Genomic DNA, 14,287 nt, shown 5'->3' with positions numbered 1-14,287 from the left:
GGCATGATGGGGCCGTGCTCTTCGACAAGATCGTCCGCCCCGCTCTCTACCGGGTCTCCGGCAGCGACCCCGAAACCGTGCACGAACGCACCATCGGTTCGCTCGCCAGGCTGAGCCGGGTCTCCCCCGCGCTCGCCGCGCTCGGCCGCGTCTACCGGACGGACGATCCGGTCACCTTCCTCGGGCTGCGCTTCCCGAACCGGGTCGGCCTCGCCGCCGGGATGGACAAGAACGGCCGCGCGCTGCACGCCTGGCCCGCGCTGGGCTTCGGCTTCGTCGAGGTCGGCACGGTCACCCGGTATCCGCAGCCGGGCAACGACAAACCGCGGCTGTTCACCCTCGCCGAGACCGACGCGGTGATCAACCGAATGGGCTTCAACAACGAAGGCGCCGAAGCGCTCGCCGCCCGGCTCGCCGCGACCGGGAAGCCGCCGGTGCCGCTCGGCGTCAGCATCGGCAAGTCCAAGGTGACGCCGCTCGACGAAGCCGTCGAGGACTACCGGTTCTCGCTGCGGGCCTTGTACCCGTACGCCGACTACTTCGCGATCAACGTCAGCTCCCCGAACACCCCGGGGTTGCGCGCGCTGCAGGACAAGTCCGCGCTGGCCGAACTGCTCGCCGAGCTGCGCAAGACCTCGGCCGGGCTCGCCGGCGACGCGAAACCGACGCCGGTGCTGGTGAAGGTCGCCCCCGACCTCACCGACGAAGCCCTCGCGGAACTGCTGGAGGTCTGCCTCGATCACGGCGTCGCCGGGCTGATCGCGACCAACACGACGCTGTCGCGCGAAGGGATCGCCCCGCCCGAGGCCGCGATCGGCGAGCAAGCGGGCGGGTTGTCCGGCCGCCCGCTCACCGCGCGCTCGGTCGAGGTGGTGCGGTTCGTGCACGGCGAAACCGGCGGCAAGCTGCCGATCATCGGCGTCGGCGGGATCTTCGACGCCGGCGCCGCCGCCCGGATGCTCGACGCCGGCGCCGGTCTCGTCCAGCTCTACACCGGGTTCGCCCTGCACGGTCCCGGTCTGGTCAAGCGGGTCGCCCGAGGTCTCGCGGCCCGGCCGTACTGACGAACCTGAGGTAGGCGCGCCAGCACTGGTACCGCGTCAGCTCCGTCGCCGTCGCCGCGGCGGCCTGGTCGCACAGGACGGCCAGCGGCGTTTCCCCGTTCTCCAGCCGGATCCGGCCCAGGACGAACGGGGCGGGCAGCGTGGCGGCGAAGGCACCGAGAGCGGCGGGCGAGAGCCGCCAGCGTTCACCCGAAAGCATCGTGTGCTCGCCCGTGGCGCTCACCGGCACCACCCCCGGCTGGGGCGGATCGGTGGGCAGCAGCACCATCCGGTAGCCCTCGCCGGTCTGGACCGGCCCGGTGAACCGTGCACCAGCGCGGACCAGACTGCCGTTCAACGGCTGCCCGCGCAAATGCGCGCCGAACACCACGAGATCCGCACCCGGTGCGGGATAAGGGAAATCGGCCTGTTCGTCGGTGAGCACGGCGGCGAGGTCGATGGCGACCTGGTCGTCGAACGGCCGCACCACCACCGAAACCCCGTACGGCCCGAGATCCGACGGCGACGCCGGAACCGTGACGGCGGCGAGGTCGAGCAGGTTGACGAACGCCGTGAAGCGTTCCAGCCGCTTCGAGACACCGTCCGGATCGGACAGCGCCTCGGCGACGTCGGGATGGTCCGCGACGGTCGGGAGCACGAGGGCGTCGTACTCGGACAGCATCCGGAGCGCGAGCATCCCGGCTTCGGCGACACGGTGCCTGTCGGCGGTGAAGCCGTCGTCGTGGATCAGCTCGCCCACCTTCAGCAGAGCCGAGACCTCCACGGTCTCCACGAGGGCGCCGGACGCCCTCAGCGCCGAAACCGCGCCGAGGAAAGCGGATCGGGATTGCAACGAAAGGCCGGTGAGCGTGTCCGAGCCCGGGATCGCCACCCGGGGCCGGTCGCCGGCCGACAGCCGGACGTCCGGAGGCCAGTCGCGGGCGAGCGGGTCGATCCCGTCGGGACCGGTCATCAGGCCCAGCGCGCGTTGCCCCAGGGTGAGGCTGCGGGCGAACAGGGCGATCCCGCCGCACGGCGCGGCACCGGTCTTGGGCACGAGACCCAGCGTCGGCTTCAGCCCGACGATCCCGTTGAGCGAAGCGGGAATCCGGCCCGCGCCCGCCGTGTCCGTGCCGACGCCCAGATCGACGAGGCCGAGCGCGACGGCGACGGCCGCACCGCTGCTCGCGCTCCCGGAGACCCGGGCGGTGTTCAGCGCCGCGCTCACGGCGCCGTACGGGCTGCGGGTGTGCTCGAGGTCGCCGCCGAACCGGTCGCAGTTGGTCTTGCCGAGCACGACCGCCCCGGCCGCGGTCAGCCGGGACACGGACGTGGCGCCGGTGGCGCGGACCTCTTCCCCCGCCGTGGGAAGACCGGCGACGTCGATCACGTCCGCGACCGCCACCAAGGTGCCCGCGAGCGGCAGGTCCGCGCCCGCGCGCAGCCGCTCGTCGACGGCTTTCGCGTCCACGAGGGCGTCTTCCAGCGGGCGGAGGGTGATCCAGACGTCGGGGCGGTCGACTTCGGCTATCCGGTCGTAGGCGGCTATGACGCGCTGGTACGAGCTGGGAGGCGGGACGGGGGTCGGCTCTGGTTCCGGGGGGAGCGTCGTCACTGGGCGTCCTTTCCTCGGTGGGGACGAGAAAGACCACTGCGCGAGATCCACTGTGTCCGGTCCGCCACCCTGGGACGCCCGCTCACGCGGGCTGGGTTCAGGCCCGGGCTGGGATGAGCACTGCGTGCATGTAAGAAACGTTAAGCATCGCGGGTCGCCGTCACCAGCGGATTCGGGTCACGCGAGCGTTTCGGTACCACACAGTGAGCATGTCGTTACGCAATGGAGTATTAGCGACGACGAATGAGACGATGGTCCAGGAAAGCGCCTGCTCAGGCGCCGTGCGGCTGGGCGTGACTCGCGTGATTGAAGGCCGAACTCGCGTGATTGGAGGCGAAACTCCATGATGCGCCTCCAATCACGCGAGTTACGCCTTCAATCACGCGAGTTCCGGGTTCAGGAGAGTTCGCGCAGGGCCATCGCGAGGCCGGCGAGCTTGTCGGTGGCGTCGGACAGGGACTCCTTGGACGACGTCATGCCGTCCGAGCTCGCCGCGACGGTGTGCCCGGCGGCCGCGACGAGACCGCCGTAGCCGTCGAGGCCGTCTTCGAGCTGCTCGCGCAGTTGCTTGATGGCGGCGTCGAGGGCGCCGCGTTCCCGCTCGGGCGCGGCGTCGCGGCCGCGTTCGATGGCCTGGATCCGGCCGGCCAGCCCGCGCAGGGCCTGCGCCGCCTCGGCGGCGGTGGTGCGGGCGTCCGCGACCGCGATCTCCGAGACCGGCATGGTGCCGAGCGACGTCGGCTGCGAAAGCTGGCGAAGCAGCTCCGCCAGCGAAGCCTCGCTCTCGGCGAGGCGCTCCATCGGTTCCCGCGCGACCGACCGTGCCGGAGGCAGCGGCGGCGGAGCGGCGGGGGCGGCGGGCAGCACGGTGCGGTTGAGCGTCCGCAGCCGCAGCCCCGACTTCACCCCGAAAGTCCCGAAGATGACGGCGAAGGCGCCGCCCGCGATGGCCTGGAGGACGTCGGCCTGACCGTCCTTCAACAGGCCGGTGCCCGCGACGACGGCGAACAGTCCACAAAGGAAGGTGAGGAGGATCCAGAACGTCAGAGCCCGCGAGGCCCGGCGTTTGCGTCGCTCCAGTTTGGCGGCGGGTTCGTTCCAGCGCGCCCATTTGGCCTTCGCGTCGGCCACGACCGGGATCTGGCCCGCGGCCATCGACGTCAGCTGCTGCGAGATCTTCGGCATGGCGGGCATCTGCGGGCGGGGCCGCGGCGGCGCCGGCTGAGCGGGCCGCGAGGAACCCTGCTCGGAGGGCGGGATGTAGCGCTGCAGCTTCTCCTGCGCGCGCTGGGCGTAGTCGGGCAGCTTCTCGATGTGCTTCTCAAGCTTGGCGGTGAACTCCCCGAAGTCCTTGCGCCTGCCCTGCCCCATGCCCTCTCCCCTGTCTTCTGGTGAGACCGGTCCCGCACCCGCGCGGGGTGCGGGACCGGCTCCCGGTGGTGTGTCAGGCGGGGTTCTTGCCCTGTTCGGCCTGAACCCGTGCCTGGATCTCACGCTGGATGTCCGCGGAGCTCGACGCCTTCGGCGCGGCGGCTGTCTTGCCGTCGGTCACCTGAGCGACGGAGTCACCCTTCATGGACGCGCGGATCTGCTCGAGCCGCGAGTGCCCCGCGAGCTGCGTCGTGGAGGCCTGGACCTCCATCATCCGGCCCTGGACGGAGTTCTGTGCGAGTTCGGCCGAGCCGAGCGCGGTGGTGTAGCGCTTCTCGATCTTGTCGCGAACGTCTTCCAGCGACGGGGTGTTGCCCGGCGCGGCCAGCTGGCTCATCTGGTTCAGCGAAGCGGAGACCTGCTCCTGCATCTTCGCCTGCTCCAGCTGCGAGAGCAGCTTGGTGCGCTCGGCCAGCTTCTGCTGCAGCATGGTCGCGTTGCGCTCGACGGCCTTCTTCGCCTGCTCCGCCGCCTGGAGCGACTGGTCGTGCAGGGTCTTGAGGTCCTCGATGCTCTGCTCGGCGGTGACGAGCTGCGCGGCGAAGCTCTCCGCCGCGTTCTCGAACTCGGTCGCCTTCTGCTCGTCGCCCTTGGCACGCGCCTCGTCGGCGAGCACCAGCGCCTGGCGGGTCGAAGCCTGCAGCTTCTCCACGTCGCCGAGCTGGCGGTTCAGCTTCATCTCCAGCTGGCGCTGGTTACCGATCACCGAGGCGGCCTGCTGGGTCAGCGCCTGGTGGTTGCGCTGCGCCTCCTCGATGGCCTGCTGGATCTGTACCTTCGGGTCGGCGTGCTCGTCGATCTTCGACGAGAACGCCGCCATCATGTACTTCCAGAACTTCACGAACGGGTTGGCCATCTCCTCCGCCTGCCTTCTCGCATCCCACGGGCTGTTACCTCGAGGTGGGGCGTCCCCTCTGTGATGTTGCAACGTCCCGACCCCGGCGTTGAGTTCCATCGTGTCAGGTCGGCGTCCCGCGTTCCAGGCGACCCCGACGGAATTCAGGGATCCCCCTGACTGTGATGTCCACGACGTTTCGGGTTCACCCTCCGTCAGCGGCGCAGCGCGGTCTCCTCGTGCATGCGTGACAACTTCCCGGGGTTGCGCACCGCGTAGAGCCCGGTGACGAGTCCGTCCTCGATCCGCAGCGCGACGACCGTGTCGACCTCCCCGCCGAGCCGGAGGATGGTGTCGCTGCGGGCCAGCCAGCTCAACGGCTGCGGTTTCTGCGTCGACGCCCACGCCAAGGACCTGGCGGCCGCCGGGGAACCCGCGGTCCGGGTCAACCTGGTCGCCGCCTTGGTCTACCTGGTCGCGATGATCAACGCCGCCAACCGGCTGCTCGTGATCACGCACACCAAGGGCGGCTCCTACCAGGCGGGCACGTTCGACGCGAACTGACGCCGAAGAGGCCCCAGGCGGACTGCCTGGGGCCTCTCCGGCGTTCACGACCTTTGCTAGGCGGCGACCATCTTCGGGGCGGAGATCGTCGTCCGCAGCGTGGGACTCATCCGCGGCGGCGGCGAGATCCGCAGGTCGGCCAGATCGTTGCCGATCAGCTCGGACACCAGACGGCCGCCTTCGAGCTCGCCCGCTTCGGCGCTTTCCCGCTCCGGAGCGCGCCTCTTGCCCGCTTCGACCTTCTCGTCCACCGGGGCGACCTCGACGTTGTCCATCGCCGAGACGTCCGCCGCGACCTTGTGCAGGAGTTCGCCCAGCGGAAGGTCCAGGGCCTCGCAAATGGACGCCAGCAGCTCGCTGGACGCCTCCTTCTGCCCGCGCTCGACCTCGGACAGGTAACCGAGGCTCACCCTGGCGGCGCGGGAGATGTCCCGCAGCGTTCGACGCTGGTTCGTGCGGGCGTGTCGGAGCCGGTCGCCGATCGCCTCGCGCAACAGCACGGTCATCACGCGCCTCCCTTCCAGGACTGACTACCCCCTACGTTACCCAGTGCGGTGCCCTGGGCGCAGGTGTTGACACGGCAATACGCCAAGGGCGAACGCGGCGATCATGCGAGATGTTCCCCCAGCAGGGCGAACGCGCCGGAGACGGCACCGGTCCTGACCGAGGCTCGATCACCGCTCAAGCCCAGCGTACGGACGGTGAGCGTGTCCGGCCCGGCGAGGCCGATGTGGACGACGCCGGGCGCGACGCCGTCCTGTCCGTCCGGGCCCGCGACGCCGGTCAGCCCGAGGCCCCACGTGGCGCCGCACCGATCCCTCGCGCCGGCGGCCAACTGCGCCGCGACCTCGGGATGCACGGCCCCCTGCGCGGCGAGGAGATCCTCGTCGACCCCGGCCAGCTTCGCCTTGAGGTCGGTGGCGTAGACCACCAGCCCGCCTCGCACGACGGCACTCGATCCGGGGACCTCGGTCAGCGTCGCGCAGACCAGACCGGCGGTCAGCGACTCGGCCGTCGCCACCGTCTCTCCCCGCTCGATCAGGTGAGTGATCAAGGTCTCAGATCTCATGCGCCCGCGGCACGCCTTCCGGCCGCGCGCAGCCGGACCGCGCGCACGACGTAGTCGAGCCCGGTCACGACGGTCAGCACGAGCGCGAGCCCCATCAGCACCCAGCGCACCGGCTCGGCCGACGCGGGCAGGGGCAGCAGGTACGCGGTGATGGCCGCGATCTGCGCGAGCGTCTTCGCCTTGCCGCCCCGGCTGGCCGGGATGACGCCGTGCCGGATCACCCAGAACCGCAGCAGCGTCACGCCGATCTCGCGGACCGCGATGACGATGGTGACCCACCAGCCCAGTTCGCCGAGCACGCTCAGCCCGATCAGCGCGGCGCCGATCAGCGCCTTGTCCGCGATCGGGTCGGCGATCTTGCCGAAGTCGGTGATCAGCCCGTACTTGCGCGCGACCCAGCCGTCGACCTGGTCGGTGAACGACGCGATCGCGAACAGCGCGGTGGCGATCGCCCGCCAGAACGTGTCCTCCCCGTCCCCGGCGAACAGCGCCATCACGAACAACGGCACCAGCACCAGCCGCGACATCGTCAGCAGGTTCGCCAGGTTCAGGGTCGGGACCGGGGTGGCCTCGGGTACCCGGGCGGACTCACCGCCCGTCCCCTCACCGGCCCCGGCGTCGCTCGGGGCGGCATTCACCGGTCGGCCTCGGGCGGCGCGGGCCGCACGATCAAGTCGACACCCTCGGAATCGACGACCTCGCAGCGGACGAAGTCGCCCACCGCGAGCTTGGGCAGGTCTTCGGTCTCGATGAGGACGCATTCGCCGTCGACCTCGGGGGCCTGGTGCGCGGCGCGGCCGATCGGGTCCTCGCCGTCCTCCGCCTGCTCGATCAGGACGTCGACGAAGTCACCGATCCGGTCTTCGGCCCGCTGCGAGGTCAGCTCCTCGACCAGCGCGGAGATCCGCGCGACCCGCTCGGCGACCACGGACTCGTCGAGTTTACCGTCGAAGGTCTCGGCCTCGGTGCCGTCCTCGTCGGAGTACCCGAAGACGCCGACCGCGTCGAGCCGCGCGCCGGTGAGGAAGCGCTCCAGCTCGGCGAGGTCCTCCTCGGTCTCGCCGGGGAACCCGACGATGACGTTGGTGCGGATGCCGGCGTTGGGCGAGAGCTCCCGGATCTGGTCGCACAGGGCGAGGAAGGAGTCCGTGGAGCCGAAGCGGCGCATGCGGCGCAGCACGGTCTCGCTGGAGTGCTGGAAGGACAGGTCGAAGTAGTCGGCGACGCCCGGGGTGGTCGCGATGGCCTTGACCAGGCCGGGGCGCGTCTCGGCGGGCTGCAGGTACGAGACGCGGACGCGTTCGATGCCGGGCACCGCGGCCAGGCGCGGTACCAGCAGCTCGAGCGCGCGGGCGCCGTCGCGGCCGAAGTCCTTGCCGTAGGAGGTGGAGTTCTCCGAGACGAGGAAGACCTCCTTGACCCCGTTCTCCGCGAGCCACATCGCCTCGGCGACGATCTCGTCCGGCTGCCGCGACACGAAGGAACCGCGGAAGGACGGGATCGCGCAGAACGAGCAGCGGCGGTCGCAGCCGGAGGCGATCTTCAGCGCGGCCACCGGGGAGGTGTCGAGCCGCGTCCGCAGCACGCGCGGGCCCCAGCCGTGCTGCGCGTGCCCCGGCACCTCGACCGACTCGGCGGCGGTCGGGCGCTGGACCGGGCTGATCGGCAGCAGCTTGCGGCGGTCGGAGGGCGTGTGCGACTCGACCTTGCGGCCGGCCACGACGTCGTCGAGACGCTCCGCGAGGTCGGCGTAGTGATCGAAGCCCAGGACCGCGTCGGCCTCGGGCAGGCTCTCGGCCAGCTCGTTGCCGTAGCGCTCGGCCATGCAGCCGACGGCGACGACCTTCTTGCCGGTGTCGGAGGCCGCGAGCAGCGTGTCGACGGAGTCCTTCTTCGCGGACTCGACGAAGCCGCAGGTGTTGACGACCACGACGTCGGAGTCCTCGGGCTCGGCGGCGAGCTCCCAGCCGCCCGCCGCCAGCCGTCCGGCGAGTTCCTCGGAATCGACCTCGTTGCGGGCGCAACCGAGGGTCAACAAGGAAACGCGACGGGTGGCGACAGGATCAGTGGTGGGAGAAGGCACGTGCCTTAGGGTAGCTGGCCTGTTCGCGGGGTCGGCGATCGCTCGCTCGGGCGAGCCCTCGACCGGGCCGGGCGCCGGGGATGGCTTAATGGTGGACGTGCCCTCAGACCCTCTCCCGCACCGCCGCCCCACCGTCCGCCGGGCGCGGATCGCGGACGTCCGCAAGATCAAGGCGCTGGTCGACTCCGACGCCGGGACGGTGCTGCTGGAGAAGGAACTCGTCACCCTCTACGAGAGCGTCCAGGAGTTCTGGGTGGTCGAGGACGGCGACGACGTACTCGGCTGCGGCGCGCTCCACGTGCTGTGGGAGGACATCGCCGAGCTGCGCACCATCGCGGTCGACAAGGACTCCCGGGGCCGTGGCATCGGGCACGCGCTGGTGGGGCAGCTGATCGACTTCGCGCGCGAGATCGGGCTGAAGCGGCTGTTCGTGCTGACCTTCGAGACCCATTTCTTCGCCGGGCACGGGTTCGTCGAGATCGACGGCACTCCGGTGACCCAGGAGGTCTACGAGGAGATGCGGCGCTCGGCCGACCCGGGTGTCGCGGAGTTCCTGGACCTGCCGTACGTGAAGCCGAACACCTTGGGCAACAGCCGGATGCTGCTGGAGCTTTAGCCGAAGGGGACTTTCCCCGCGTCAGACGCGGTGAAGGGCGCTTTCCCCGCATCGCATGCGGTGAAGGACGCTTTCAGCCCTTCGCGGCGTGGCGCGCGACCCGGACGCGGTTGCCGCACAGCGACGGCGTGCACCACACCCGGCGGCTGTTGGCCGCCACGAACAGCATCGAACAGTCGTGCGCACCGCATCGCCGCAGCCGAGCCGCGCGCGGCCCGGACACGAGGTCGATCGCCGCGACCGCGACCGCGGCGAGCGCGATCTCCCCGCCGTCCCCGCCGTGCCAGCACGTCTCCGCTCGCCCGTCGATCAGCCGCGGGCTGGTGGGGACGGCGGCCGCGGCCGCGTTCACCCGCTCCGCCGCCCACGCCTCGGGCTCCCGCTTCGCCACGACCGCCTCCAGCAGCTCACGCACCGCCGAACGCAGCCGCCTCGTCTGCTCGGCCGAAGGCGCCCGGGCACCTTCGGGCAAGGCTTGAGTCGCCCAGAACTTCGCGTGCCCGTCGTCGAGCAGGTCGATCGACGGCGAGACGGCCAGCATGACCGTGTCGGCGAGGTTCACCGCGAGATCGTCACCGGGAAGCGAGTCGAGATCGAGCATGCCTTGACACTATCAGGTACTAATGGTTCGAGACAGTTTTAACCATTAGGGAGTGCTCATGGCGATCATCCGGCACCGTTCCGTCAAGCTCGGCGACGTCGAGGTCTTCTATCGCGAAGCCGGCGACCCCGACGCGCCCGTGCTGCTCCTGCTGCACGGCTACCCGACGTCTTCGCACCAGTTCGTGCGGCTGATGCGCCGTCTCGCCGGACGCTGGCGGCTCATCGCCCCGGACCTGCCCGGCTTCGGGCAGACCGTCACTCCCGAGGGCTTCACGTTCACCTTCGACCGGCTCGCGGAGGTCGTCGGAGACTTCGTGGACGCGCTGGAACTGCGGCGGTACGCGCTCTACGTCTTCGATTTCGGCGCTCCGACCGGCCTGCGGCTGGCCGTCTCGCGGCCGTCCCAGATCACGGCGCTGATCACGCAGAACGGCAACGCCTACGTCGAGGGGCTCGGCCCGGCGATGCCGGACTTCCCGTCCCTCACCGACGAAGCCGAGGCGCGGCGCGGGTTCGAGGCGATCCTCGAACCGGAACAGATCCGCTACCAGTACACCGGCGCGCGCGATCCGGAGACCATCGATCCCGCGAACTACCTGCTGGACGAGTACTTCCTCGGCCTGCCCGGGCGGGCCGAGGCGATGCTGGACCTGTTCTGGGACTACCGGAACAACCCGCCCGCGTATCCGGAGTTCCAGGCGTGGCTGCGTGAAGCCCAGCCGCCCGTGCTCGCCGTCTGGGGTCGCAACGACCCGTTCTTCGTCCCGGCGGGCGCCGAGGCTTTCCGGAATGATGTCCCCTCGGCGGAGGTTCACCTCTTCGACACCGGGCATTTCGCGCTGGAAGAGGACCTCGAACCGATCAGCGAGCTGATCGACCGCTTCCTGGCGAAGCATCTGTAGAAAGGCGGCATATGGACACCTCGGTCACCGATCATCTGCTCAGCACGACGCGAGCGGTCCGCCGCAAGCTCGACCTGGACCGGCCGGTGGAGCCCGAGGTGCTCGACGAGTGCCTGCGGCTCGCGCTGCAGGCGCCCACGCCGGGCAACCAGCAGGCGTGGCGGTGGCTCGTCGTGCGGGATCAGGGCGTGAAGGACCGGCTGTCCGAGCTGTTCCGCCGGGTCGGGAAGGCGTACCTGGAGACGAACGCGGCGGCGCTGGGCGAGGCGATCACCGAGCCCTCGGTGGCCCGAGCTTTCGCTTCGGGACAGCACCTGATCGACGTGATCGACCGGGTGCCCGTGTTCGTCATCCCCTGCCTGACCGGCAGGCCGAGCGGCGACAACGCGACCGACGCCGCCTTCTACGGCGGGATCTTCCCGGCGGTGTGGAACTTCCAGCTGGCGCTGCGGTCACGCGGCCTCGGCTCGACGCTCACGACGTATCACCTGACCCACGAGGCGGAGGCGGCCGAAATCCTCGGCATCCCCGCCGACGTCACGCAGGTCGGGTTGCTGCCGGTCGCCTACACGACGGTGCCGGACTTCAAACCCGCGGCGCGGGTGCCGCTGTCCGAAGTCGCGTATCTCGACGGGTGGGGCAACCCGAGCTAAGCCTTGGACACCCGCAGGGTGACCTGGTCGCCCCCCGAACTCACGGCGACCAGGTCCACCCGGCAGGCGGCGAACTCGACGGACTGCCTGCCACCACGTCCGGTGGAGGCGAGGGCCGCCGTCGTCCGCTCGCCGCGTCCCGGTTCGGCCAGGGTCAGCTCGACCACGGCCTCCCCTTCCCAGACGCAGACCATTCCCGTGGCGCAACGGGAATCGGACACCAGGCGAGCGAAGCGGATGCTGACGTCCTTCGACGCGACCTCGGTCGTGTCACCGGTCTTGAGGACGACGGTCTCCCCCAGCTCGACGCTGTTCTGGGCGTCGCGGGCGGGCTGAGGCCGTTGCACCGGCGCGGGCTGGGCCGGCACGGGTTGCTCGCGCGCGGCGGAGCTGCCGGCCCCGCAGGCGAGGCCGGCCAGTGCGCAGAGGACGACGAGCAGCTTCTTGAGGTCCACGGGTCATGGACGTAGCGGAGGCTCCGGTCCGTTGCACCGGTCTTTCGAAAAGGCCGGTTCAGTCGTCGGAGACGTCGCCGCCGTTCGCGTCCCCGCCGCCGCGGATCATGAACAGCACCGACTCCAGCTCCTCCGGCTTGATCAGCACGTCCCGAGCCTTCGAGCCCTCCGAAGGACCGACGACCCCCCGGCTTTCCAGCAGGTCCATCAGGCGCCCGGCCTTGGCGAAGCCGACCCGCAGCTTCCGCTGCAGCATCGACGTCGAGCCGAACTGCGAGGTGACGATCAGCTCGGCGGCCTGCAACAGCACGTCGAGGTCGTCGCCGATGTCGGAGTCGATCTCCTTCTTCTCGCCCGCCTTCGCCGCGGTGACGCCGTCGGTGTAGTCCGGCTGCGCCTGCTCCTTGGCGAAGTTCACCACCGCGGCGATCTCCTCGTCACCGACGAAGGCGCCCTGGATGCGGACCGGTTTCCCGGCACCCATCGGCAGGTACAGCGCGTCACCCATACCGATGAGCTTCTCCGCGCCCGGCTGGTCGAGGATGACCCGCGAGTCGGTGAGCGAGGACGTCGCGAACGCCAGCCGCGACGGCACGTTGGTCTTGATCAGGCCGGTCACGACATCGACCGACGGGCGCTGGGTCGCCAGCACCAGGTGGATACCGGCGGCACGCGCCTTCTGGGTGATCCGGACGATCGCGTCCTCGACGTCGCGCGGGGCGGTCATCATCAGGTCGGCGAGCTCGTCGACGATCGCCATGATGTACGGGTACGGCGCGTACACGCGCTCGCTGCCCGGCGGCGCGGTGATCTCGCCCGAGCGCACCTTCTTGTTGTAGTCGTCGATGTGCCGGACCTTGTTGACCTGCATGTCCTGATACCGCTGCTCCATCTCCTCCACCAGCCAGGCCAGCGCGGCGGCGGCCTTCTTCGGCTGGGTGATGATGGGCGTGATCAGGTGCGGAATGCCCTCGTACGGGGTCAGCTCGACCATCTTCGGGTCGATCAGGATCATCCGGCACTCGTCGGGCGTCGACCGCGCGAGCAGCGACACCAGCATCGAGTTCACGAAGCTCGACTTACCGGAACCGGTGGACCCCGCCACCAGCAGGTGCGGCATCTTCGTCAGGTTCGCGGTGACGAAGTGGCCTTCGATGTCCTTGCCGAGCCCGATGACCATCGGGTGGTTGTCCTTGACCGTCGACGGCGCGCGCAGCACGTCGCCGAGGCGCACCATCTCGCGGTCGGAGTTCGGCACCTCGATGCCGACCGCGGATTTGCCGGGGATCGGCGCCAGCAGCCGGACGTTGTCGGTCGCCACCGCGTAGGCGATGTTCTTGGTCAGCGCGGTGATCTTCTCGACCTTCACGCCGGGGCCGAGTTCGACCTCGTACCGGGTGACCGTCGGGCCCCGTGTGAAGCCGGTGACCTGCGCGTCGACGTTGAACTGCTCCAGCACGCCGGTGATCGCCTCGATCATGGCGTCGTTGGCCTTGCTGCGGGACTTCGGGGCGTCGCCGAGCTTCAGCAGGTCCGGCGGCGGGAGTTTGTAGTCGCCTTCGACGGTCCTGGTGACCGACAGCGGAGCCTCGGCCTTCTTCGGCTTCTTTTCCTCGACAGGCTTGGGTGCCGGCTTCGGCGCACGCAGCGGCGTCGGCGCCTCGGCCAGCGCGGCTTCGATGTCGAGTTGCTCGCCCTCGTGGTCGCCCGTGGCCTGGCGGCGCCGCGACGGCTTCCGCAGGCGGACGGATTTCGGGTCGGCTTCGGTGACGGCGTCGCGTTCCTCGTGGATGGCCTTGCGCTCGGCCTCGGCCTCCTCGATCTCCTCGGGGTCGAGGCCCCAGGTGCGCAGGCGGTGCGGGATCTCCCGGACCGGGGTCCCGGTGAACACGAGCGTGCCGAACAGCAGCGCCAGCACCAGCAGCGGCACCGCGACCCAGGTGGTGACCCCCATCGTCAGCAGGCCGCCGGAGAACGCGCCGATCACGCCACCGGCGTACATCCGGCCGTCGTTGGTCTCGGGCAACGCGGTGAAGATGTGCAGCAGGCCGAGCACCGCCAGCACCACCAGCAGGGTGCCGATGACCATCCGCGGCCGGGCCTCGGGCACCGGCTCCGACCGCATCAGCGCGACGGCCACCACGGTGAGCACCAGCGGGAGCGTCACCGCTCCGGCGCCCAGCAGCGAGCGGGTGCCGACCTCCACCCAGCCGCCGATCGGGCCGGCGGCCCGCCACCACACGCCGAACGCGATCACCAGCGCAAGCGCGATGAGACCGAGGGCGAGACCGTCGCGACGGTGCTCGGGTTCCAGTTCGCGGCCGCGGCCGACCGTCCGCGCGAGGGTGCCGAGGCCCTTCGCGAGCAGGTTCCAGGTGCCGCGCACGCCCTTGGCGAACGTGCCGGACGAGCGCTTCC

At 70.4% G+C, this 14,287-nt stretch carries 15 protein-coding genes and 1 pseudogene; 5 read left to right on the top strand and 11 right to left on the bottom strand.

Features of this window, described 5'->3' with window-relative positions; translation table 11 throughout:
* Positions 1–14: 14 nt before the first annotated feature.
* Positions 15–1,064, top strand: a complete 1,050-nt coding sequence (locus tag AORI_RS52355; protein ID WP_016332653.1) for a quinone-dependent dihydroorotate dehydrogenase — start codon at positions 15–17, stop codon at positions 1,062–1,064.
* On the opposite strand, the gene AORI_RS52350 is transcribed toward AORI_RS52355, so the two are convergent.
* The 4 genes and pseudogenes from AORI_RS52350 to AORI_RS83275 all read right to left on the bottom strand — a co-directional run.
* Entirely contained in the window at positions 1,024–2,658 is a 1,635-nt protein-coding gene (locus AORI_RS52350; protein ID WP_016332652.1) for an amidase family protein, read from the bottom strand. The two genes, AORI_RS52355 and AORI_RS52350, sit on opposite strands and share 41 nt — an antisense overlap.
* Before the next feature lie 396 nt (positions 2,659–3,054).
* Entirely contained in the window at positions 3,055–4,029 is a 975-nt protein-coding gene (gene pspM / locus AORI_RS52345; RefSeq protein ID WP_016332651.1) for a phage shock envelope stress response protein PspM, read from the bottom strand.
* 73 nt (positions 4,030–4,102) lie between these two features.
* Positions 4,103–4,945 carry a PspA/IM30 family protein gene (locus AORI_RS52340; RefSeq protein WP_007029352.1) on the bottom strand — a complete coding sequence of 281 codons (843 nt, stop codon included), beginning with the start codon at positions 4,943–4,945 and terminating at the stop codon, positions 4,103–4,105.
* Positions 4,946–5,139: 194 nt separating this feature from the next.
* A pseudogene (locus tag AORI_RS83275) lies at positions 5,140–5,274 on the bottom strand (RNA polymerase subunit sigma-24); the annotation flags it as partial.
* Here AORI_RS83275 and AORI_RS52335 point away from each other — a divergent pair.
* Positions 5,210–5,488, top strand: coding sequence for a carboxymuconolactone decarboxylase family protein (locus AORI_RS52335; RefSeq protein WP_046199770.1), 279 nt, complete (start codon positions 5,210–5,212; stop codon positions 5,486–5,488). The pseudogene AORI_RS83275 and the gene AORI_RS52335 sit on opposite strands and share 65 nt — an antisense overlap.
* Positions 5,489–5,544: 56 nt before the next feature.
* Here AORI_RS52335 and AORI_RS52330 read toward each other — a convergent pair whose 3' ends face one another.
* From AORI_RS52330 to rimO, 4 genes are all read right to left on the bottom strand, one after another.
* Positions 5,545–5,994: a helix-turn-helix domain-containing protein gene (locus AORI_RS52330; protein ID WP_043847994.1), complete on the bottom strand. Its 450-nt coding sequence runs from the start codon at positions 5,992–5,994 to the stop codon at positions 5,545–5,547.
* 101 nt (positions 5,995–6,095) lie between these two features.
* A complete protein-coding gene (locus AORI_RS52325) occupies positions 6,096–6,557 on the bottom strand; it encodes a CinA family protein (RefSeq protein WP_043847993.1) in 462 nt (153 codons plus the stop codon).
* Positions 6,554–7,195, bottom strand: coding sequence for a CDP-diacylglycerol--glycerol-3-phosphate 3-phosphatidyltransferase (gene pgsA / locus AORI_RS52320; protein ID WP_016332646.1), 642 nt, complete (start codon positions 7,193–7,195; stop codon positions 6,554–6,556). The genes AORI_RS52325 and pgsA overlap by 4 nt, the downstream gene beginning before the upstream one ends.
* Positions 7,192–8,640, bottom strand: a complete 1,449-nt coding sequence (gene rimO, locus AORI_RS52315) for a 30S ribosomal protein S12 methylthiotransferase RimO (protein ID WP_043847992.1) — start codon at positions 8,638–8,640, stop codon at positions 7,192–7,194. The genes pgsA and rimO overlap by 4 nt, the downstream gene beginning before the upstream one ends.
* A gap of 88 nt (positions 8,641–8,728) precedes the next feature.
* Between rimO and AORI_RS52310 the strand changes: the two genes are divergently transcribed.
* Positions 8,729–9,256, top strand: a complete 528-nt coding sequence (locus tag AORI_RS52310; protein ID WP_016332644.1) for an amino-acid N-acetyltransferase — start codon at positions 8,729–8,731, stop codon at positions 9,254–9,256.
* 73 nt (positions 9,257–9,329) lie between these two features.
* Here AORI_RS52310 and AORI_RS52305 read toward each other — a convergent pair whose 3' ends face one another.
* Positions 9,330–9,857, bottom strand: a complete 528-nt coding sequence (locus AORI_RS52305; protein ID WP_016332643.1) for an ABATE domain-containing protein — start codon at positions 9,855–9,857, stop codon at positions 9,330–9,332.
* A 58-nt stretch (positions 9,858–9,915) separates the two neighbouring features.
* On the opposite strand from AORI_RS52305, the gene AORI_RS52300 reads away from it, so the two are divergent.
* Both AORI_RS52300 and AORI_RS52295 read left to right on the top strand, forming a co-directional pair.
* Entirely contained in the window at positions 9,916–10,761 is an 846-nt protein-coding gene (locus AORI_RS52300) for an alpha/beta fold hydrolase (protein WP_016332642.1), read from the top strand.
* An 11-nt stretch (positions 10,762–10,772) separates the two neighbouring features.
* Positions 10,773–11,414: a nitroreductase family protein gene (locus AORI_RS52295; protein WP_016332641.1), complete on the top strand. Its 642-nt coding sequence runs from the start codon at positions 10,773–10,775 to the stop codon at positions 11,412–11,414.
* Here the strand turns inward: AORI_RS52295 and AORI_RS52290 are convergent.
* Both AORI_RS52290 and AORI_RS52285 read right to left on the bottom strand, forming a co-directional pair.
* Complete coding sequence (locus AORI_RS52290) at positions 11,411–11,869, bottom strand: hypothetical protein (protein ID WP_016332640.1); 459 nt, start codon at positions 11,867–11,869, stop codon at positions 11,411–11,413. The genes AORI_RS52295 and AORI_RS52290 overlap by 4 nt on opposite strands.
* A gap of 58 nt (positions 11,870–11,927) precedes the next feature.
* Positions 11,928–14,255, bottom strand: a complete 2,328-nt coding sequence (locus AORI_RS52285) for a DNA translocase FtsK (RefSeq protein WP_016332639.1) — start codon at positions 14,253–14,255, stop codon at positions 11,928–11,930.
* Positions 14,256–14,287 lie beyond the last annotated feature (32 nt).

The organism is Amycolatopsis keratiniphila (assembly GCF_000400635.2).
In the GTDB taxonomy this organism is placed as follows: domain Bacteria; phylum Actinomycetota; class Actinomycetes; order Mycobacteriales; family Pseudonocardiaceae; genus Amycolatopsis; species Amycolatopsis keratiniphila.
Note: the sequence above shows the minus strand (reverse complement) of the source record. Positions and strands in the feature narration are given on the sequence as shown.

Excerpts from the sequence above, each read along its gene's own strand:
- AORI_RS52300 (WP_016332642.1), top strand. The coding sequence starts at position 9,916 with ATGGCGATCATCCGGCACCGTTCCGTCAAGCTCGGCGACGTCGAGGTC.
- AORI_RS52295 (WP_016332641.1), top strand. The coding sequence starts at position 10,773 with ATGGACACCTCGGTCACCGATCATCTGCTCAGCACGACGCGAGCGGTC.
- AORI_RS52305 (WP_016332643.1), bottom strand. The coding sequence starts at position 9,857 with ATGCTCGATCTCGACTCGCTTCCCGGTGACGATCTCGCGGTGAACCTC.
- pspM (WP_016332651.1), bottom strand. The coding sequence starts at position 4,029 with ATGGGGCAGGGCAGGCGCAAGGACTTCGGGGAGTTCACCGCCAAGCTT.
- AORI_RS52330 (WP_043847994.1), bottom strand. The coding sequence starts at position 5,994 with ATGACCGTGCTGTTGCGCGAGGCGATCGGCGACCGGCTCCGACACGCC.
- AORI_RS52325 (WP_043847993.1), bottom strand. The coding sequence starts at position 6,557 with ATGAGATCTGAGACCTTGATCACTCACCTGATCGAGCGGGGAGAGACG.
- AORI_RS52340 (WP_007029352.1), bottom strand. The coding sequence starts at position 4,945 with ATGGCCAACCCGTTCGTGAAGTTCTGGAAGTACATGATGGCGGCGTTC.
- AORI_RS52310 (WP_016332644.1), top strand. The coding sequence starts at position 8,729 with ATGGTGGACGTGCCCTCAGACCCTCTCCCGCACCGCCGCCCCACCGTC.